The sequence below is a fragment of the Clostridium kluyveri genome (assembly GCF_001902295.1).
Taxonomy (GTDB): domain Bacteria; phylum Bacillota; class Clostridia; order Clostridiales; family Clostridiaceae; genus Clostridium_B; species Clostridium_B kluyveri_B.
In genome coordinates, this window is sequence record NZ_CP018335.1 from 4,320,670 (window position 1) to 4,342,068 (window position 21,399).

The following is a 21,399-nucleotide window of genomic DNA, read 5'->3' on the forward strand; positions in this document are numbered from 1 at the left end:
CCCTTATATCTATTTGACCTTTTATCAATATATAGTTTGAACTTTATCAATAACATAACTTATGCCAATTCATAAAAATATTATGAAGGTAATTTACTTGTAAAATTAAATCTATTTCCCTGTTTAAGCACATGTACTTTTACGTTAAATATGGACAATATATCATCTGGATATTGTTCTGATACATTGCTGTAAGTTATATCAGAGCCATCTATCACATATACTGCTCCAGAGCCCATTACCACAAATTGCCCATTATCTTTAACTATAATAGCTGTATCCTCATCTATTCCAATACCCAAACTTTGAGGATTTTCCGCTATCCCCACTAAAAGCCTTCCTATTCTTCCTCTTTGCGCAAAGTGCTGATCAATAATTACTCCTTTTATAAATCCTAATCCGGGAGCCATCTTCAAAGTACATTTTTTCGGAGATTCATCATTAGGACCTGTTATTATCATAGTATCGCTCATAATAGAAGCTCCTGCAGAAGTTCCAACAAAAGTACATCCATTTTCATATAGTTCTTGAATTTTTGAATATAATGGTGTTCCGCCTATAAGACTTGTTATCCTAAGCTGATCTCCTCCTGTAAAGAATATTAATGAAGCATTTTCTATTGTCTTTATGCTGTTCGTAGCAAAAGCACCTTTTCTATCTACTATATTTAATATTCTCACATTTTTTATACCTAGTTGTGTAAATATTTTATAATATTCATTTCCCAACTCCTCAGGTACTTCAGAGGCAATAGTAGCAATTACAAGTATATCTCTGTCTTTTGCTAATTTATTGCAAACCTCTTTTAATATTTTTTTTTCACCAGTTTTATCTTCTGCTCCTCCTATTATTATTAAATTTCCTTCCAATTTTTCTTCCAAAGTTATACACCTTCTTTTGTGGATATTTTATATTTTTTCCACATTCTTAATTATTATGCGCAGGATATATGAAAATAAGGCCTCATTAACTCCTCTTTAATTATCTTCTAACCATATATTAAGTGATTCAGAGGTTTGGGTGGAGTTTGCTTATTTAGATAAAATAAAAACTTCAGCAGATCACTACTGAAGCATAATTTTCTTAAAATATCAAGTGATTCTTAGGCTCAGGTGGAGTTTGCTCATAAGTCCTACCTTTCCAGCTGAACCTTATTAACAGTATTCTTAGTGTCTTTAGCACTTAGAATACGTTATCCTTTAGGAGAAGAACTTATCCAGGGGCGTAGCAGTGCTTATACCCAATTTTGAAGAAAATGGGGATGTTAGCAATGGTAGCCTTCGGATAAATTTAAACTTTTTTAATTATATTATAGCCCTTCCAGGTATAATAAGTTTTCCTCCTACTTTTATAATATCTGGATCCTCTATATTATTTAATTTTATTAAATTTTCTATAGTGGTGTAGTACTTCTTCGCTATTTTCCACAGAGTATCATCCTGTTGAATCACATATATAGTCAAACTAGACTTTTTAGTAGGGAATTCTCCCTCAATGGCCTCTATATCTACTAAAAATTCTTTTCTGGTAACATAATTTACTCTTGCATAAACTTCAACTACTGCTTTTATAGCTATGGTATCTATTTCTATACTTGCTTCTATACTTTCTAAAGATATTTTCGATATACACTGCATATCGATTTTACTGTCAGGTATATCTACACTACAACTAAAAGGTATTTCATCGCAAATCTTATTTACCTGGTTATCCGAATCTTTATACAATACTTTTACGTTTAAAACTCCTTCGACAATAACTTTATCCTCTACTATTTTTTTATCGGTAATACATACATCTCCATAACACATAAGTATTTCCACAGGATTAGACTTACCTTCTAATTCTATATTGGATTTAATTATACTAGGAACAGTGTTCTGTCCATGAACTACATTCAATCCGTAATCTTTTCTGTCCATTTGCATAAGATTAGATGGAGAATAGGCATCCTCTATTATATCAATATCTTCTTTATACATAACCTTGGTATTAGCTGTTATAAGAGCTTCTACTTCAATAGTTCTATTCTCTCCCAAATCATCCTCCCTAACATCCCGTTCCACTTCACTTATATTAAAGTCAGTATAACTTTCCATGGAAGGAAGTGCTCCCTCTAGCGGAAGTTCCTTATTTACAAGCACATCTCTTTCCACACATACAATATCCTTAGTATCTTTTCCTCTATAAAGGAATCTTATAAGTACATAAGCTTCTATAGCTATTCTATCTTCTAATATTGTTATATTTTTTTTATGCACATTCACATCATATTGCAATATACTTCCTACCTGCGGTTTATCCATAGGTATTGGTATCTCAGTCTTTGCTACTAAATCTCCCGAAACCGTACCTACTATTTTATCTATAGTAGCAGGATTTTTTAACATCTGTACATTTTCAGAACCTGTAATATCTTTTATAACCTCAAAATTATATTTTTTATATACTTCTGCCTTTAATTTTATGATTCCTTCAATAGATACTTTTCTTTCATTTACAGCTGTACAATTCATATGCTCCACATAACAATTAGAATCACAGGACATCATATGCTCTGCTCCTGGCATTTCTACATAGTTAGAAAAATTTCCAGTATAAATCACACTATAAATACCCATATCCTCATCTTCTTTAGCGCGATAAAGTATAGTATATTCAACTTTACCCTCCAAAAATATTTTATCTTCCATTACTTCCTTATTAGTTATAACAGGTCTCGCTTCAAGAATTAAGATATCTGTTACATCCGGGTGAGTATCTGGTATTACATATTCTTCTTTTATAATAGTATCAGAGAAATTTTCAGACAGCATCTGTTCACATTCTATATTTTCCTTAACAAAGTCTATATCCATATTTATCTACCTCCCCATAAGGCCTACTATTTATATATATAAATTGAAAGTAGAAAATATGCTAACATTATAAATAATTTTATACTATCCATTAATATTGACATTTATAAAGTTTTGACGTAATATTAAATTGGTTGTTAACCATATAACCTCTCATAAATTCTCAATACCCTTTTATACCATAGAAGAAAGATGGAAGCTTGCCATCTTTCTTCTTACCCTATAATATATATTTATATTTTAACTTGAAAATTTATAAACAAAAGTAGCATCCAGAACAACCTCTGCTCTACATACTACTTCCAAATTAAATTATAAAATTTTAAATACCACACACAAATGATGACTATATCATAGTTTTGCATGGGTAAACTTTATATCTAAAGATTTAATTAAACTAAATGATTATCATTGGGATAAAAAGAATAGCAGTTTCACTAAATTGATTTAACAAATATTGTGAAATAAACTGGCACTAAGTCAAATACCACTTTACACTGAGAAAACCAATTGAACTGTTTTAGTTAAAACATCCGAATAACTATATGTCACTTTCCTTTGGGTGTCATTCTCTAACCTAATTACAAATATGCTAGGATAAGCTTTTTCTATTATTCCTTTATTTATAAAAACTTTTCTCCTACCCCCATTTGCTTTTAAGGTTACCTTATCTCCTACATGATTTTCTATATTCTCTCTTATAGAAGCTAATACGTTCGAACCATCCATTCCAAACACCCTCTTTCTACAACTTATATTATACACTTTAAATGTGTTTATGTCAACTAAACACTTTAGTATATCCTTAATAAATTACTTTGTCAATATTAAATCTTTGTTAACAGACTTAACTTGCCTTTATTTATACTATTAAATATGATTATTTCCTTAAGTGTCTTATCTATATAATAATATTTACAATTTTTATAATTTTTATACATATGGTGATTTTGGAAATCCCTCTCTATATTTCCCTCTTGTCTGTAGTCCTCCTATACCATTGGTTCTTGTTATAGTATTTTGCAGGGCTTCTTGAATTGACACAACCTTTTCTATATTAGTATAAGCTATTTTTTCACACAAGAACACTGGATCTAAACAATGTATAAGTACTCTACTAGGTGAACTTGCAAAATTTGCACCTGAATCTAAAATTTTTTCATAGCAGGATTGACAGGCTCCTGCAAATATCACTAAATCATCGTAATTAGATTTATAATTTCTGAGTTCTGATACTGTTTGAACGAAATATTTGGAATTTTTGTAATTATTTAAATCCATATAATCCTGTGTATCTTTTACTATAGCGTCATGTCCTGTAATTACAATTATATCTGGTTTAACTTCTTTTACTAATTCTATAACTTTTGTAGGTTGTTCCTTTTCCACTATATTTTTACCAACTACATCTAGTAAAAGCTGCTTATATACTTTAATACATACATCTAAATATTCTGCATCTCCATCTATGTGAAGAATCCTTCCGGGTCTTCCAAAAGCCAATTCATTTTTAGAGTTATGGGATGCAAATTTTGTTACATTATATTCCTGCCTAGAATTACCCCTATATCTAAATCCCCCTCTATTCATTAAAATATTCTTAATTGATTCATTCACTTGTTTATTAAATACTTTTTCCTCTTCTGTGAGGGTATTTTCAGGGATAACTTCTAAGTCATCTTCTTTGGAATCTGCAATTATCCTTAAATTTATCCCTTTCAAACTATATATAACACCCTCTTTAGTATGTTTTGAATCTATTATTTTAAAAGTTATATCTTTATTATAGGATTTTCTTACCACTACATCACCTATTTTCATATTATATACATCCCCATATATAAAAAGTCATGATATATATTATGATCATATGTCATTTTAAGTGCAAGAAATAAGGTCTATACTGGATTAATTTAAAACCCAGATATAGACCTTATTTTTTAATTCAGATATTTTTTTCACTATAGATTTCTTTAAATTTTTCAATAAAGCCAATATATTTCTCCTGTTCAGCTATTAATTCTTCCAATTTTTTATTGAAAGTATTTGTTGGCCAGTTGACCTCATTATAATAATATCTATTTGCTAGTCTCCAAAAACGTTGAGGAAATAGTAAGAAAGCGTATATAACCTTATATTCCTCTTCTTTAATCGGACTAACTTCATTATATGAATCAATAATAAGCCGTGCATTTTCTATATTCCAATTAGATCTTTTTAAAACTTTAATCATAAAAGAGGAAATATCATAAGAGCGTAGTTCCCTCTTACAATAATCAAAATCTATTACATTGAATGTGTCATCTTCATCTACTACTATATTGTGGTAGGTAAAATCATGATGGCAAAATCCTTTTTCTCCTTCGGTAATGCTGCATAATTCATCATATTTAGAATCTCGTAATACTTCAATAGCCTTTTTACCAAAGTCTTTATAAAATTTAACTGCTTTCATATAATTTAAATCAAAATTTCCCTTATTATTTTTTTTTCTCCCCATATCTTTCATCTTATCCAAGGCCTTAACTCTTTTTTCCATAAGGTGATGCCATCTTCCAAGATCAGTCTTTAACTTACTATTCTCAGGTGGTTCATATCCTTTAGAGGCTATATGCATATTTGCTAAACACTTAGCAGCATTTATAACATCTTCCCTATTTTTAAAATCACACTCTCTCCCTTTAATCCATTCTGATAGCGTATATATATCTTCATTAATGATTGCATATGGATTTCCTTCTATATTAATAGAGTACTTATCCACATGTGGAAATCCATTTTTTATAAGATGTTCTTTTGCCCCATAAACAAACAAAAGTTTTTGAGTTCCATAATTTATCTTTTTGAGACATTTCATTCCTTTGTCTGTTTTTAATAAATATACTCCTCTACTTGGTTTTATATTTTCAATTTTTACATTGAATTGTCTTTCTATTTCAAATTCTCGCATCATACTAATCACCCCTATATATTTATATGAACACCTAAATTAATTTAGAAGAACATTAACATTTTTAACTTCAAATTAATATAATGAAATATATTAATTTAGAGAGGGACAATTTTATGAGAATAGGCATTGATGGACGTGCCGCTAAATGGTATAGAGGTACTGGCATAGGAACTTATACTTATCAATTAATAAAATGTTTAAATAATATTGATAGTATAAATAATTATTTACTTTTCATGCCTGAAAGCTTTAAGAATGATATATACCTTAAAAAAAATTTCAAATTAGATAATGCCCCACAAAGTGATAAAATTAATTTCTGGGAAGAGATTAATATACCTAATATAATAAAAAATAATAAAATAGATCTATATCATGTACCTCAAAACGGAGTTGGACTTCCTATTAATAAAAATTGTAGGTTTATAATAACACTTCATGATGTGATCCCATATAGAATGCCTGAAACTGTAAGTAATAGATATCTTAAAATTTTCTCAGAATATATACCTAAAATAGTACCTCTATGTGATGGCATTATTACAGTTTCTAATTTTTCTAAAAAAGACATAGTTAAATCTTTTAATTTTCCTGAAAATAAAATATATGTTACTCATTTAGCTAGTGAAGATATCTACAAACCTATGGATAAAAGAATAAGTAGATATGTAGCTAAAAAATACTATTCTATAACTGAAGATTATATACTTTATGTGGGTGGATTTAGTCCTCGTAAAAATATATTGGGACTTATTGATAGCTTTAGTAAACTTATAACTTCATATAAAAAACCTTTATTTTTAGTAATAGCCGGTAAAAAAGGTGAATCGTACAGCATTTACAAAGAACGTACTGAAAAACTAAATATATCTGATAAAGTTTTATTTCCTGGTTTTATTTCTATAGAACATCTCCCTTATATATATAATGCAGCTAAATTATTTGTATATCCTTCCTTTTATGAAGGGTTTGGGCTCCCTCCTATAGAAGCCATGGCTTGTGGAATACCTGTAATAACATCAAACACTACATCCCTCCCTGAAGTGGTCGGTAAAGGTGCCCTGCTTATAAATCCCTTAAATAAAGCTAATTTATGTGAAGCTATGCTAGAAGTACTTTCAGATAATAATCTTAAGAATAAATTGATATCTTCTGGTATTAAAAGAGCTTCCGAACTAAGTTGGAAGAAAACTATTAAAAATACTATAAACATATATAACAAAATTATGAATATCAAATAATATTCTTTGTGTTACTTTTAAACACCTATATTCCATATAATATTGCAAAATTGTAAAAACCGCTTACAACATGTTTTTGCGGTTTTTATTGTTGCTTCCTAATTGATAATTTTCACGATTTAAAATATAATTTTTATGTAAAAAAACTGCCACACTAATTATTTAGTGCGACAGTCCCGTATTCTTCATTTTACCAGTGCTAAATATGATCTCCTATTTAATTAAAATTTTATTTTTGAATTCCTCCAAAAATTCTTCTCTATCTTCTTTATATCTGATTTTTCTTTTTAATCTATCCAAAAATATTTCTTCCCTCCAATCTTTTCGCTTAGTATAATAGTCTCTAGATATAGTATAAAAATCATTAGGAAAATTTAACATAGCATATAATACTTCTAATTCCCTATTGCTCAATGTGTTCTTATTACAATAACTATCTATTATCAGCTTTGCCTTTTCTATATCAAAAGCAAAATTTTTAACGACTTTATTTATAAAATTACATAAATCATGTACTTTGAGATCTATAATAGCATAGTCAAAATCTACAAAATAAGCTTCATTATTATTTATTAATATGTTATGGTAAGCCAAATCATGATGACATACTACTATTTTGTCCTCCTCACTACATAACTTATAATAATAAGATTCTTCAAGCATACTTTCACTTTTTCTTATTTGCTCTATATAATAGCTAGAGTTTTTTATAAATATTTCATCAAATTCCGTTTTCTTTTCATGTATATTAGCTATATTTTGGAAAAATTCCATTTCCTGAATTCTTCGATTAAAAATATCAATAAGTTTTCCATTATTATATTTATTTTGTATATTTGTTTTGAAACCTTCAGATGCAAGATGAAACTCTCCAAGTCCCTCAGCTGCAATACTCAAATCTACAGGATTACTAAAATTACATTCCCTACCATAAACTACATCCATTATACAATACATATCTCCATTCCATATGGTATATATATCTCCTTCTTTATTTTCTACGAAATTAACTACTCTTGGAAATTTACTTCTTACATAAGTTAAAAGTTCATCTATAAAATTCAACTCATCCAAAGTATACTCTAATTTCTTGAATATTTTCTTACCCTTATCTGAAGAAACCATATACACTTTTCTAATAGGTATGACATCATATACTTTTAAATCAAATCTATCAAAAAGTTCTACACATAGATCATATTCAGTTAAATATTTTTTTTCACTATATCTATCTATCAATTTAAAAGCCTCCTATTAACTATTATTTAAATTAAACTTTCTCCATCCTCATTAATGGATTTATCTAATCTAAGTAAATATTCATCTTCTGTCCAGTTTTTTGTATTATATCTATATTTATTGCAGCATTTCATGAATTGATAAGGATAAGATATTATAGATAATATAAATTGCAAGCTATTATCATCTAAAGACTCCTCAATACAAAAACTTTTTATAAGTTCACTAAAATTTATATCTATGCCTTTTCTTTTTATCTTATTCAGAAAATACACTAAATCCATTTCAACCATATTATAGCAGCAATTTTTTATATTTATTACTTGTATATCTTTTGTTTTCCTCAAATTATCAAAGTAAATATCTGTGAGACACATTTCCACCCTACTCATACTTCTAAGTATCAAATCTATATAATTGTTTTTGTATAGATTTTCCATACATCTTTCTGCCCTAATTAAATACCCTTCTCCCACTTTATTTAGTTTTTCTTCAAAATTACTTCTGTTTTTATAACTGGATATCTGTTCTAAATATTTTTTTAATTTCCTTATATATATCTTATAACGTTCTACTACTCTTCCTATATTGTTATCTAGACGTTTATTCATAACTCCTGTATAACCTAAAGTTCTCTTATGAAATTCACTTATTATAGATATTTGCTCCTTTATTCTATTTAAAGTTAAGGATTCTTGTTTTAAATCCCTATTGAATTGCTTCACCACATATATTCCTTTTGATTTTAAATATTCTATAAAACACAGTTCAACATTGTCACTATACACCTTTAAACCACCTCACCCTTATAATGTCACTATTTCATCTGTGTTTCTTCTTCATTTCCTTTAACATATGTCTTCTCTTTTTTTCAAGTTTCATGACTTCTTTTTTTCTTTTATTAATTTTTTCTAAATGTTTAACAGTTTTCTTAAGACTTTCTACTTTATTATCATAGAAACCTAAATCTTTATTTTCAGTTTCTTCTTCATTTTTATGACGAGATTTTTTATGTGACATAAGTGATTCCCCCTTAAACCTTTTAATTGTATTTCCAATTTCTAAATTCATCTATAAACTCTAATTTTTCTTCTTTATCTTTAAGTATCTTCTTTAATTTTTTCATAAAAAAATCTTTTCCCCAAGGCTGCTTCTCCATGTAATACTGTATTCCAAGCTGCCAAAAATCTTGAGGAAATTCTATAAAAGCAGCCATAATAGGTATATCTTTCTCTTTTACATCATTTATGGAACTATAGGTGTCAATAATAAAAAATGCATTATTTATATTCCATCTTCCATTTTTCATTCTCCTTAAGAGCAAACTTGATAGATCATGCAGATGAGTGTCTAATATACAATAATCAAAATCTATTATATTAACTTCTCCTTTAGTATCTATTAAAATATTGTGATTTGCATAATCATGGTGACAGAATCCCATATTTTTTATTTCTTCTTTCATATTATCCATATAATTACTTTTCTTTAAATGATTTATAGATTTTTCTGCCAATTCGATTTCTCTATCAATATGGTTTAAATATAATGTATCAAATTCTGATTTAGATTCTTTTTCCAGTATTATTTTTCTAAAGCTTATCATTTCCTCTTGACGATGCTTAAAAGTATCTATCCATTTAAACCATCCTATCCTTGGATTCATATCTTTGGTAATCTGAAAATTATAGCTTTTTTTGTGCAGTTCTCCTAGTTTAGAGGTGGCTACTAAAATATCTAAAGGATTATCATAATTGCACTCTCTACAGATAATCCATTCACACAAATAGGCATAAGAATTTTCCATTTTTATATAATCTTTTTCATCTTTAGTCTTAATTATTTTAGGTATACTTCTGAATCTTTTATTTTGGAGATGTTTTATAGCAGAAATTATAAATAAGAAATGCCCGTAATCATAATTTATTACCTTTAAACAGTATTCATTACAGTTGGTATGGATTCTATATATACTTTTTATTTTTTCTATAAACTCAATATGGAGATCGTAAGCATCTTCAACATACTCTCGAACTTTTAATATATCCAAAAGCTTTTCCTCCAAAAATTATTATATATGTAGTATATGACTAATCATATATGTATGTGATAAAAGAAGTTTACTTGAATCTTAATCTGAAAGTTCTGGTCACCTTTTTATAGTAATGTTAATAATATGTAATATAACAGTTTTAATTACTTTAAAGTTACTGGAATGTGGAGGTATGAATAATGAAAATTGCCATAGACGCAAGGGGAGCTAACTGGTATAATGGTACCGGTATAGGAACTTATACCAGTAAAATATTAAAATATATAATAAAAAATCACAAAGAAAATTTTTATCACATATACTGGTCAGGTAGTAATTATAATAAATTACAGCAAGAAAATACTAAGATAATAATAGCCTCTAAAAGGCAGCATAGATTTTTTGAGCAATACTACTTTCCAGTAAATTTAAGAAAAGAAAACGTAGATATATACCATATTCCTCAAAACGGTATTGGCATATCCGAAAATATAGGATGCAAAAAAGTAGTCACCATCCATGACTTGATACCTTATATACTTCCTGAAACAGTGGGAAAAGGATATTTATCAAAATTTTTGAAGGAAATGCCTAGAATTATTAATTCAGTTGATGGGATAATAACTGTTTCTAATTGTTCAAAAAAAGATATTTTAAAATTTTTTCCTATAAATGAAGATAAAATATTTGTAACTCCTTTAGCTGCGGATAAAAAATACAAACCCCTAGATAAAGATAAGTGTAAATATAAAATACATCTTAATTATAACATAGAGAATCCATTTATCCTCTATATAGGAGGTTTTAGCCCAAGAAAGAATGTATCATCATTAATTACTGCCTTTTCTAAAATTCATAAAAAACTAGATAGAAATTATGATTTAGTAATTGTAGGCTCCAATAAAGATGATTCTGATATATTAAAGAATTTAAGTATAGATTTGAACATAGATAAAAATATTAAATTTACAGGATTCATAGAAGAAAAAATGATGCCTATTTTTTACAATGCCTGTGATATATTCATATATCCATCTTTATATGAAGGTTTTGGACTTCCTCCCCTAGAAGCTATGAGCTGCGGTACTCCTGTGATAGCTTCCAATATTTCATCTATTCCAGAAGTAGTAGGAGATGGCGGAATTCTTATAAATCCCTTTGATATGGAAAACTTTATGTATTCCATAGAAGCTTTGATTAATGATATCAATATAAGGAAAGACTTAAGCTCAAAGGCCTTAAAACAAGCAGATAAATTTTCTTGGGAAAAAACTTCTGAAGAAACCATTGAAGTTTACAAAAAAGTTTTAAACAGATAAAAATTTATCTAAAATCTACAACTAGCTAATATAAGCAAAAACCTTTTAACTATTTACGCTCCTAGTTAAAAGGCTTTGCTTATATGTTAAAATTCCCTATATGATTAATCCCTAAATATATTATAGCTTAAATTTAAAATTTTGTAAACGTTTTATGATATTTATTTTAAAATAATTTTATCCAGAGGATGTTATCTACTCTGCTGGCACATCCATGCTTACTGAAAATAGTGGTTAAACATCTCTGTTCCCCTTTGAATAAGTTTTATTTATGCTTTAAAGAATTCTCTATATTTTTAACTATAGTTTTAAAATCCTGAATTTTCATATTATAACTAGTTAGTGTATTCTCTGTTACTTCCCTTACTTCTGGGAAGTCTTTAGTATAATTTATACTAAAAGATCCTGTTTCTATGCCGGCAAATAAATTCCATACCTCACTATTAAAATAGGAAATATTTTTATTAAAATCTACAAGGTTATATATATTCATATTTACTGGAAATCTACCATAATAGTTTAACAAATCCATTTGCAGTTTATCATCCATAAGCGTAAATTTTACAAATTCCTGTACTAGATTAGCTGACGATGTGCTTTTGTTTATAAGCAAATTTACTCCTCCTAGAGATACATCCCTATTTCCACCGGATTCAAAAGCTGGTAATTTTATTATTGCCCACTTACCTGAACCCTCAGAATACTTCATCAAATCTGTGATGCAAGCAGGATCTCCTATAAATGACACTATTTCATTTGCTTGTGCTTTAGCTATAATTTCACTTTCAGAATCAAAATCTTTAATTAACCCTTCTCCATATAAAATCTTAGGTATCTCAACTAGTCTGTTCCAATTTGAAGACTGAAAATCTAATTCTCCTTTTTCATTAAAATAGCTAGTCCCTAATTGATTGGCAAGTAATAAATATATATCATTATTATCATCTAAAGTATTAGCTACAAATACTTTTCCTGTATTTTTATTTATTTTTCTACCTGCCTCTATATAATCACTCCAGGTTTTTATAGCTTCTGCATCTATCCCTTGACTTAAAAATATATCTTTTCTATATATCAGAGCTCTAGGATAAGTATCCCAAGGCACTGCATACACTTTTCCTTTTGTACTATTGTTATTAATTTTATTACTTAAAAGTATACTTTTATAGGGATTAATCAGATCTGTAACCTCTAAAAATCTGCCTGAATTTTCAGAGAGCACATATTTTACATAACTATCATCTACAGTTATTATATCTGCATTATATTGAGAATTATTTAGTATGGATTTAACATTACTATTTACATCTTTTAATACTTTAATATCCACGTTAACCTTCTCATGTAACAACTTAAATCTATCTGCAGCTAATTTTAACTGTGGCCTATGAACTTCGTCAGTAATAATCTCAATCTTTCCTTTTAATATTTCTTTATTTGTTTCTCCATTTTTTCTTTGACTATAAAAAAATGCTAATATTATAATAATTACCAGTATTAAAAACACTACTATTTTTCTATATATTTTCATAAGAGTTCTCCTATTACTTGTAACTTAATATATATGTTTTATACTAACAAATATAATTTTATCTTTCAATACGTTATTTGGAATACGTACCTAAATATGATATTTAACCTTTAGACATATCATAATTACCTTTGGATTTAAAACTCTCTTCCCATGCTTTTTGTGCATAAGGCTTAAATTCCTGAGATATTTTATCGAGTTTTTTTTGAAATTCTAAATCTTGAAGCATCATCTGTGCCCCTTCATCTGTGGGCCTTGCTCCTGTTTTTTTTGCAATACTTCTAATTTCCTCTGTATTATCAATCATCATGCAAGGCAATAACAAATTAGAATTATAAGGCTGTCTATGCCTAAGTTCTCTAAAAAAGTTTGAATTAAATACATCCTCAAGCTTTTTCCCTTTTAAATTATCCACTGAAAAATGAGCAAATATACAAGGCTCTACATCTTCTTTAGAATTTATATGGCAATAATACTTTCCTGCAATACACCCCCCTACATATGGTGCATCGTTAAAAAAGTCTATAACAAAATACGGCTTTGTGTTTCTCATTTCTCTTATTCTCTCGCCTAGATATATTCTTTGCTCTGGAGTAAGCATTAAATTTACATCAGGCTCTTTACCCACTGGCATAAATATAAAATACCATCCCATCTTTGCTCCTTTTTCTATAAGCATATCTATAAACTCGTCTGATGTAACCTTATTTATATTATATCTACTAACAGCAGTAGATACCCCAAATAAAACGCCTCTATCTTTTAAGAGCTTCATAGCATTCATAACTGAATTAAATACACCTTTTCCTCTCCTCCCATCAGTTTCCTCTTCAAACCCTTCAACAGAAAACATAGGAAGAACATTTCCGAGTTCTTTTACTTTATCTGCTAACTTTTCATTGAAAAGTGTACCATTTGAAAAGGGTACAAACATACAGTCATTATACTTTTTATATATGTTCAACATATAATCATTTATAAAAGGTTCTCCTCCAAGGATTACAAAAAAATAGATTCCAAGATCTCTAGCTTCTTTAATAATTCTATCTACTTCTTTTTCTGGAATATCATCCTTCTTACTGTAACTTGCAGCATAACATCCCCTGCATTTCAAATTACACCTCATAGATGGACTTATGAGAATAGTAAAAGGTATTTTTATATTTCTTTCATTTAAAATTTTTTTTCTTTTTGGCATTCCATACCATACTGCATTTCCAAAAAAGTTTGCAAAAAATTTATTCTTACATTTTCTGTTTGAATCTTTAATGATATTTATGACAAGTTCATGAACTTTAGGATTAGTTTTATATAATTTTTCTACCTCCTCAATTTTAGTTAAATTATCTTCATCTTTTCTTATTGCTTTTTTTATAAGAGCAAATAGTCTGTAAATATTTTCTTCAGGATTTTTATTAAGCAATTCTATACCCGTTTTAACCAAAGCATCTTTAACCGTTTTTTCCAAGATTTCAGTGGTTTTCATATGCTATTCCTCCCAATTATTTTGTAAAACTATTTCCATTTAGTATTTCTCTGCTATTTGATATATATTCAATAAATTAATTTTTATTCTATAAAATGGTTATTAATTTGCACATTAACAACATACTCAGTTATTCCTGAAGTTTGACAAAATATCTTATTCATATATAATTATTATTAAATTTAAATATTAAAGGATTGTGTTATTGTTGAAAAGATTACAGCGAAACTTTTACAGTAAAGATACTTTATCAATTGCCAAAAATCTTTTGGGAAAAATATTGGTTCATGAAATAAAAGGCAAAAAATTATCTGGTAGAATAGTTGAAACAGAAGCCTATAAGGGAATTACGGATAAAGCCGCTCATTCTTACATGAATAAGAGAACAGAAAGGACGGAAGTAATGTATGGTCCTTGTGGATTTTCATATGTATTTATGATATACGGTATGTATCATTGTTTTAATGTTGTAACTGAGGCTGAAGGTATACCTGAAGCAATCCTCATAAGAGCCATAGAACCTATTCGTTGTATAGACGATATATCCCTTAACAGATATAAAAAGAAATTCGCCCATTTAAATAAAAACCAAATAAAAAACCTGACCAACGGTCCGGGCAAATTATGCAAGGCACTACTCATAGATAAGAACCAAAACAAAAGAGATCTCTGTAATAGTAATCTCTATATTGCAGAAGATAATTTTGAAAACTTTAAAATAAAAAGTGCAAAAAGAATAGGTGTGGACTATGCAGGAGATGCAGCAGATTACCTCTGGAGATTTTATATAGAAAATAACTTTTACGTATCTGTAAAGTGAATTTAAGAAAGTGGATTATATATGGATTACGTTTATATAGTAAAATGTAGTGATGAAACATTATATACAGGCTATACTAATAATTTAGAAAAAAGGGTACAAGCTCATAACAACAAAAAAGGAGCCAAATACACTAAGGGCAGGCTCCCTGTACAACTTATATATTTTGAGAAATACAACTCCAAAAAAGAAGCTCTACATAGAGAATACATTATAAAAAAAATGACCAGAAAGAATAAATTGGATTTAATTAAATCATTTAAAAAAAGATAATAAGAGTATGCTTACATTTATATAAACATATTTATTGATAAAATTTGGAATATATATCTCAGTTTTTTATAAGTACTTTTTTAAATTGTTTTTCTTTTTTAAAATATCCACTAGATATTTTATTTCTTGATCTTTATTTTTATCCATAATTAAAAGTACATCCTTGCAATCTACTACTATTAAATCTTTTACTCCAAATACTATAATCAGCTTATCTTCCCCATACACAGTACAGCTTTCACTGGCTTCCAATACTGCATTACCCTTTACATTATTACCATCAAAGTCTTTCAGAAATCTTCCTAAAGCATTAAAAGTTCCTATATCATCCCATAAGAACTCACATTTAATTACATAAGCCTTTCTAGTTTTTTGCATTACTCCAAAATCCACAGATATTCCGTCTATAGAATTATATTGTTCTTTTATTATTTTTTCTTCTTGTTCTGTGTCCAAATTTTTATATATTGAAAGCATACACTTATACATTTTAGGGAGATATTTTTGCATTTCTCTCAAGAATACATCTGCTCTCCACACAAATATACCACTATTCCATAGATAAGTACCTTTAAGTATCAAATCTTTGGCAACTTCTAAATTAGGCTTTTCTAGAAATCTTTCTACTTTAAAAGTAGCAATCCTAGCGTTTATTCTTTCTCCCATATTTATATAGCCATACCCCGTTTCAGGTCTTGAAGGTTTAATTCCCATAGTTACAAGACCTTTTCTTCTTTCTGCTATTTCTACGGCTTGAAAAATAGTATCTATAAATAATTTCTCATTTTCTATATAATGATCCGATGGTAAGATTATCATAGTGGCAGAAGGATCTCTTTTTAACAATTTTACTGCGGAAAATCCTATACATGTAGCAGTCTCCTTGTTCTCTGGTTCCGCAAATATATTTCCTTCGTTTATATCTGGAAGTTCTTCTTGAACTTTATCTATATATTCTTTATTAGTAATTATATATATATTCTCTTCATTGACCAAAGGCTTAATTCTATCTACCGTATTTCTTAAGAAACTTTTATTATTTATAATTTTTAGAAACTGCTTAGGATTTTTAGCCCTTGATAATGGAAATAATCTTGTTCCTTTACCACCTGCAAGAATTAGCGCATATAACAATAACTTCACTCCAAAAATGCTTGCTATGCTTTATAATATGTATAGGTTATTGTAAGTGTGAAATGTAATATAGCATTTAAATGCTAAAAGTATATAAAATAGAAAAAAGCATTTCAAAATCACTTTTGAAACACTTTTCACCTTATAATTGACTTTATACTTATTTTAATAATACAATGCAAACCCATAATCTTTAAAAATAACTATACTACTCTGAGATTTTTGGCATCAATTTCTTCTATTTTATACTGTTCTATTCCTATATCTCTTAATTTTTCCCATAATTTATTCATAACCCTTTCTGGGTCATAATAGAACTCACTTCCTCTTATCCTATAAAATATCCATCCCACCCTTTCTAAATCTAATTGTCTCTCTATATTTTCCTTCCAATTATATTTCTCTGAATACATATCCCCCTCACATATAATAGCTACCCTATTTCTAGATCCTTCTACTATAAAATCCACTTTATATTTACCTATTTTTACCTCTGGAATTACATTATATCCTTTATTCTTTATAATATTATAGATATCCTTTTGGAACCTAGACTGGAATATATAGTCTACATTTTTATTATTGGCATAATATTTATCATAATTTAGACAATAGTTTAAAAGACAATAACGTGCACACTCTACATTTAAATCTTCTAATTCTATAGAATAAAATAGCCACATTTGATTTCTGGCTCTGCTAGCTGCTACATTAAATCTTCTAATATCATTTTCTCTCATAAGAGGAGCAAATTTCACATCATTTGAAATTACCATGGACAAGAACATTATATCCCTTTCATCCCCCTGGAAAGAATAGGCATCCCCACATATGAGCTTTCTTTTTATCATTTCTTCTACGCCTATCTTTTCCCTAAGCATGCCCTCTATTAAATGCCCTTGAGCTTCTCCAAGTAAAGATATAACCCCCATAGTCATATTAGAATATTTTATGTCATTACAACAAGCTACAACTTTCTCTACCAGACATTTTGCTTCTTTTACATTAATAGGCTTAGCAGAATCTCTCACTCCATCTTTAACTTTAATGGCATTTATAGGAGGATAAAATTTCTCATATGCTTTAGGATATCTCAAAGGTATTATCTCTCCCGAATAGCTTAAATCATTGCTAAAATTTATTATTTCAGGAATACACCTAAAATGCTCTTTTAACATTAATCTACTTGGAAATACTCTAAGGGCTGTATCATAAAGACTCGTTTGGAGATCAAACCATTCTTTTTGAGGTATATCTTTTAGATATTTATCTATCAAATTATATATGTTACTCTGGTCAATTCCAACAATTTCTGGACTTATTTGTTTGTCATCTCCTACTATTACTGCCCTTTTAGCTCTCATGAGTGCACATAATGAAAATATATCACTTTGACTGCTTTCATCAAATATTATTACATCAAACATATTTTTAGACAACTTTATATTTTCAATGATTCTATTTAAAGGCATAATCCATACTGGAATTACTTCTTTACATTTTTCCATTTCATTTTGAGCTATTTTCCTATATTCAGGTACCATTTTACCTCTACCCTTGCCAATTCTCTTTACTGCCTGAAGCCATGAAAATAAACTTCTTTTTTGATTTTCAGTAGTTTGACGTATTTCATTATACCAAGTTTTTTTGGAAACTATATCCTTTATTATTATCTTTTCTTTATTTTTTTCCTCTTCTATACTTTCTTCTAAGGCTTTTGGGCTTAAACTATACATATCATTTAAAAAATTATTCCATTGAGTCCATCTCCATGCTTGTTCCCAATTCTTAAATTTTTCTCCTGATAAATTCCAATTTTCCATTATATTTTCAGCAGTATTAGGACATACTTTACTAATTCTACCTAATAATTCATCTATTTTAGAGGATTTATTCTTTATAGCACTCATTTCCTTCAATCTTCCCAATGTTTGTTTAATTTTATCCGTATTCAACTCTTCTATAGCCTTATGAAGACCTTTCAACCTTTCTGAATTACTTATTGTTTTTTTGAAAACTTCTATATATGCCTTAGCCTGATTATATTTATTTATATTTTTTATAGCTTTTACACACTTAATTAAATATTCATAAGTTTCTTTTTTATACCAATTGATATATGGAGGAATTGATATTCTTCCAAAACCTTCCATAACGCGCTTTTTATATTTTGTATTCCAATTTACAATTTCGCTCAAATATTCTAAATTTTTTTCAATGGAAATGAGATCAGTTTCTTTTAGGTTAGCACTTATAATTTTTCCGCCATAATCTTTTATAGTGTTATTCCAAATAGCTTTTAATTCTTTGAATATTTGTTCCTGCTGTGTATACAGCTTAACTGTCATAGCTTGATTCATAGTTTTTAAAGGCTTACCATCTACTTTACAATTATCTAATATATAATTATATTCTGAATGGAGCATAATAAAAAATTTACTTATTTTGCCACTGTCATTTAAAGAATTGTACAATGCATTAAACTTTTCTATGAACTTGTCCATATTAATATCTTTAGGAATTTCCACCTTATGATTTCTCAGCTGATTCCTGATCCTGCCAAGCATTAATATATAGTTATTGCTTTTATATAATAAATCCTTAAGTGTTTCCCTTGTTATATTGCTGCTGTAATAATTATACATCATGTTTCCCCACATGCCCTCTTCAAAATATGAAATTCTATTTTTGCACTCCTCAATTAATTTTAATAGTTTATCGTAATCACATCTATCATTATAAGGTATATGCCATCCTTCTACTGTTTCAACGCATTTTTCATATTCCATAGTCAATTGCTTATATTCTTCTACTTTTTCACAAAACTCCTCCTCATCAGGTAGTCTGGTTACTATATTCTTTATACTATCGAAACGACATTTTTCAGTCTTATCCAATTCTCTTAACAAATAGATTAATAGTTCAAACTCTTTTTCTGAAATAGGTATATTTTCATTAATATCCACTTTGTCATCTATCCAACTATACTTGTCCTTATTATCTTTTACCCATTTTGCCATATACATAGTATTATAATTTTTTCCCTTATAATTCACACTATAGTTTTCTAACTTCTCTACCTGTTTAAGCTTTTCGTACAAAATCTGCTGATTTTTTCTACAATGGTTCAACTTTCTTTCTAGTAGTTTGATATTATCATACATCACTTCAGGATCCTCTGATAAATTATCTGCTATTTTCCTTACAGACTCATTGAGATCATTTAAAGAGTTAGCATCATTACCCAATATGCTTATACATAATGGCTTTATTTCATCCGGTATTTTCTCTGTTAATACCTTAAGCGCTCTGCTTGTCTGACTTGTTACCAATACCCTTTTACCATAGGCAAGAAGATGACATATTAAATTTATTATAGTATGACTTTTACCAGTACCTGGAGGACCCTGCACAACTACCCCATAATTTTCAGATATACGTTTTATTATTTCTTTTTGATCTGAGTTTGCCGGCAATGGAAAAAGTAAATCTTGTCCCACATTTCTCCATTGATTTATATCTTCTTCACTATAATCTATATCTTTCTCATCTACTAAAGCTTTAATAGTTTCAGGTATCTTATATCCACTATCTATTCCTCTTATTATATTATTAATTTCCACTTCCCATAATTTCATACTATTTTTTCTTGCTAAAATAACAGAAGTATCATAGATAACCGGAAATTCTTCAAAATTAATTTTTTTCCTTGAAAATTTATTTTTATTAACCACTCCCCTAGTATCTATATTAGAAAGTAACTCTAAGAATATATCCTCGATCTCTATCATGTTCCTAAGATCTAAATTACTCTCGTTCACTTTATCCTCCAACTTAAAAATATTAGCTACATCACATTGTTTTAAATCTTCAAATAGAAAAGTTTCCAAAGCCGTTTTGCCAGAAGGAATTAGCATAAAGCTTCCTTTTACCTTGTTAAACTCTATTTTCATCCTGGTTGTTAGAACTGGATAAATAATTTTATCGTTTTCCAGCTTCCATACTATTAATCCGTGCCCGAAAACTATCTCAAAATTCTCTCCATTTTTTTCATTCTCTTGATATAAGTTAAAAAATTCTCTATATAGCTTATTATCCTTATTTACTTCTACCCAAGATTCACTGTTAGGTGTATGGCAAAATTCTTCTTCCCAGTATAACTTATCACAATCATAAATATTTTTTATGCATTTTTGATTCAGTTCCTTTAAATTTAACAAGTAATAAAATATCCTTTTTACCTTATCCCTATAATTCATAATTCCCCTCCTATAATGGCAACCAATAATTATATTTACTTTTATGTTAAATTATACCATCAATTAGAAAAAATTTCAAAAATTTCGTTAAACAAAATTCAGATATCTGCGACAATATTTTTTTATAATGTCTAAATATAGAAAAAGAATTAGGATATTTATTAAATAGAACATAATGATTGGAATTATTCATAAAAGTACTATTGACCAAATCGGTTGATAATAATATACTTATATCATTATCAACCGATTCG

General features: G+C 28.3%; 17 protein-coding genes. 4 read left to right on the top strand and 13 right to left on the bottom strand.

Translation table 11 applies throughout. The annotated features are described in order from the left end of the window. Nucleotides 1-80: 80 nt before the first annotated feature. The 5 genes from BS101_RS21185 to BS101_RS21205 form a co-directional block, all read right to left on the bottom strand. Nucleotides 81-881: a cyanophycinase gene (locus tag BS101_RS21185; protein WP_073540762.1), complete on the bottom strand. Its 801-nt coding sequence runs from the start codon at nt 879-881 to the stop codon at nt 81-83. A gap of 423 nt (nt 882-1,304) precedes the next feature. After that, nucleotides 1,305-2,858 carry a DUF3794 and LysM peptidoglycan-binding domain-containing protein gene (locus BS101_RS21190; protein ID WP_073540764.1) on the bottom strand — a complete coding sequence of 518 codons (1,554 nt, stop codon included), beginning with the start codon at nt 2,856-2,858 and terminating at the stop codon, nt 1,305-1,307. Between the two features lie 492 nt (nt 2,859-3,350). Beyond that, nucleotides 3,351-3,587 (bottom strand): Veg family protein, encoded by a 237-nt coding sequence (locus BS101_RS21195; protein ID WP_012104047.1) that lies wholly within the window; start codon nt 3,585-3,587, stop codon nt 3,351-3,353. A 204-nt stretch (nt 3,588-3,791) separates the two neighbouring features. Continuing rightward, nucleotides 3,792-4,679, bottom strand: a complete 888-nt coding sequence (yabG, locus tag BS101_RS21200) for a sporulation peptidase YabG (RefSeq protein ID WP_073540766.1) — start codon at nt 4,677-4,679, stop codon at nt 3,792-3,794. Nucleotides 4,680-4,803: 124 nt separating this feature from the next. Next, nucleotides 4,804-5,811 carry a CotS family spore coat protein gene (locus tag BS101_RS21205; protein ID WP_073540768.1) on the bottom strand — a complete coding sequence of 336 codons (1,008 nt, stop codon included), beginning with the start codon at nt 5,809-5,811 and terminating at the stop codon, nt 4,804-4,806. A 113-nt stretch (nt 5,812-5,924) separates the two neighbouring features. On the opposite strand from BS101_RS21205, the gene BS101_RS21210 reads away from it, so the two are divergent. Beyond that, nucleotides 5,925-7,052, top strand: coding sequence for a glycosyltransferase family 4 protein (locus tag BS101_RS21210; RefSeq protein ID WP_073540770.1), 1,128 nt, complete (start codon nt 5,925-5,927; stop codon nt 7,050-7,052). A gap of 213 nt (nt 7,053-7,265) precedes the next feature. On the opposite strand, the gene BS101_RS21215 is transcribed toward BS101_RS21210, so the two are convergent. From BS101_RS21215 to BS101_RS21230, 4 genes are read right to left on the bottom strand one after another with little or no spacing between them, the layout of a single operon-like run. Continuing rightward, nucleotides 7,266-8,291, bottom strand: a complete 1,026-nt coding sequence (locus BS101_RS21215; RefSeq protein ID WP_073540772.1) for a CotS family spore coat protein — start codon at nt 8,289-8,291, stop codon at nt 7,266-7,268. A 26-nt stretch (nt 8,292-8,317) separates the two neighbouring features. Then, entirely contained in the window at nt 8,318-9,079 is a 762-nt protein-coding gene (locus tag BS101_RS21220) for a spore coat protein (protein ID WP_073540773.1), read from the bottom strand. A gap of 34 nt (nt 9,080-9,113) precedes the next feature. Then, complete coding sequence (locus tag BS101_RS21225; RefSeq protein ID WP_073541454.1) at nt 9,114-9,311, bottom strand: hypothetical protein; 198 nt, start codon at nt 9,309-9,311, stop codon at nt 9,114-9,116. A 22-nt stretch (nt 9,312-9,333) separates the two neighbouring features. Beyond that, nucleotides 9,334-10,341 carry a CotS family spore coat protein gene (locus BS101_RS21230; protein ID WP_073540775.1) on the bottom strand — a complete coding sequence of 336 codons (1,008 nt, stop codon included), beginning with the start codon at nt 10,339-10,341 and terminating at the stop codon, nt 9,334-9,336. A gap of 182 nt (nt 10,342-10,523) precedes the next feature. Between BS101_RS21230 and BS101_RS21235 the strand changes: the two genes are divergently transcribed. Next, nucleotides 10,524-11,642, top strand: a complete 1,119-nt coding sequence (locus tag BS101_RS21235; RefSeq protein WP_073540777.1) for a glycosyltransferase family 4 protein — start codon at nt 10,524-10,526, stop codon at nt 11,640-11,642. 265 nt (nt 11,643-11,907) lie between these two features. On the opposite strand, the gene BS101_RS21240 is transcribed toward BS101_RS21235, so the two are convergent. Together BS101_RS21240 and BS101_RS21245 are read right to left on the bottom strand one after the other, a co-directional pair. After that, a complete protein-coding gene (locus BS101_RS21240) occupies nt 11,908-13,173 on the bottom strand; it encodes an ABC transporter substrate-binding protein (protein WP_073540779.1) in 1,266 nt (421 codons plus the stop codon). A gap of 103 nt (nt 13,174-13,276) precedes the next feature. Beyond that, the gene (locus BS101_RS21245) at nt 13,277-14,659 is read right to left on the bottom strand and encodes a radical SAM protein (protein ID WP_073540781.1); all 1,383 of its coding nucleotides are present in this window, start codon (nt 14,657-14,659) and stop codon (nt 13,277-13,279) included. A 208-nt stretch (nt 14,660-14,867) separates the two neighbouring features. Between BS101_RS21245 and BS101_RS21250 the strand changes: the two genes are divergently transcribed. Both BS101_RS21250 and BS101_RS21255 read left to right on the top strand, forming a co-directional pair. Further along, nucleotides 14,868-15,479, top strand: a complete 612-nt coding sequence (locus BS101_RS21250) for a DNA-3-methyladenine glycosylase (protein WP_073540783.1) — start codon at nt 14,868-14,870, stop codon at nt 15,477-15,479. Nucleotides 15,480-15,500: 21 nt separating this feature from the next. Then, the gene (locus BS101_RS21255) at nt 15,501-15,752 is read left to right on the top strand and encodes a GIY-YIG nuclease family protein (protein WP_073540785.1); all 252 of its coding nucleotides are present in this window, start codon (nt 15,501-15,503) and stop codon (nt 15,750-15,752) included. 66 nt (nt 15,753-15,818) lie between these two features. On the opposite strand, the gene BS101_RS21260 is transcribed toward BS101_RS21255, so the two are convergent. Both BS101_RS21260 and BS101_RS21265 read right to left on the bottom strand, forming a co-directional pair. After that, entirely contained in the window at nt 15,819-16,886 is a 1,068-nt protein-coding gene (locus BS101_RS21260; protein ID WP_073540787.1) for a mannose-1-phosphate guanylyltransferase, read from the bottom strand. Between the two features lie 203 nt (nt 16,887-17,089). Next, nucleotides 17,090-21,145, bottom strand: coding sequence for an AAA domain-containing protein (locus BS101_RS21265; protein ID WP_073540789.1), 4,056 nt, complete (start codon nt 21,143-21,145; stop codon nt 17,090-17,092). Between the last annotated feature and the right edge of the window lie 254 nt (nt 21,146-21,399).

What these genes read in the sequence shown, in the direction of transcription:
- BS101_RS21255 (WP_073540785.1), top strand. Translation starts at nt 15,501, where the DNA reads ATGGATTACGTTTATATAGTAAAATGTAGTGATGAAACATTATATACA.
- yabG (WP_073540766.1), bottom strand. Translation starts at nt 4,679, where the DNA reads ATGAAAATAGGTGATGTAGTGGTAAGAAAATCCTATAATAAAGATATA.
- BS101_RS21225 (WP_073541454.1), bottom strand. Translation starts at nt 9,311, where the DNA reads ATGTCACATAAAAAATCTCGTCATAAAAATGAAGAAGAAACTGAAAAT.
- BS101_RS21265 (WP_073540789.1), bottom strand. Translation starts at nt 21,145, where the DNA reads ATGAATTATAGGGATAAGGTAAAAAGGATATTTTATTACTTGTTAAAT.
- BS101_RS21190 (WP_073540764.1), bottom strand. Translation starts at nt 2,858, where the DNA reads ATGGATATAGACTTTGTTAAGGAAAATATAGAATGTGAACAGATGCTG.
- BS101_RS21245 (WP_073540781.1), bottom strand. Translation starts at nt 14,659, where the DNA reads ATGAAAACCACTGAAATCTTGGAAAAAACGGTTAAAGATGCTTTGGTT.
- BS101_RS21210 (WP_073540770.1), top strand. Translation starts at nt 5,925, where the DNA reads ATGAGAATAGGCATTGATGGACGTGCCGCTAAATGGTATAGAGGTACT.
- BS101_RS21205 (WP_073540768.1), bottom strand. Translation starts at nt 5,811, where the DNA reads ATGATGCGAGAATTTGAAATAGAAAGACAATTCAATGTAAAAATTGAA.
- BS101_RS21235 (WP_073540777.1), top strand. Translation starts at nt 10,524, where the DNA reads ATGAAAATTGCCATAGACGCAAGGGGAGCTAACTGGTATAATGGTACC.
- BS101_RS21195 (WP_012104047.1), bottom strand. Translation starts at nt 3,587, where the DNA reads ATGGATGGTTCGAACGTATTAGCTTCTATAAGAGAGAATATAGAAAAT.
- BS101_RS21240 (WP_073540779.1), bottom strand. Translation starts at nt 13,173, where the DNA reads ATGAAAATATATAGAAAAATAGTAGTGTTTTTAATACTGGTAATTATT.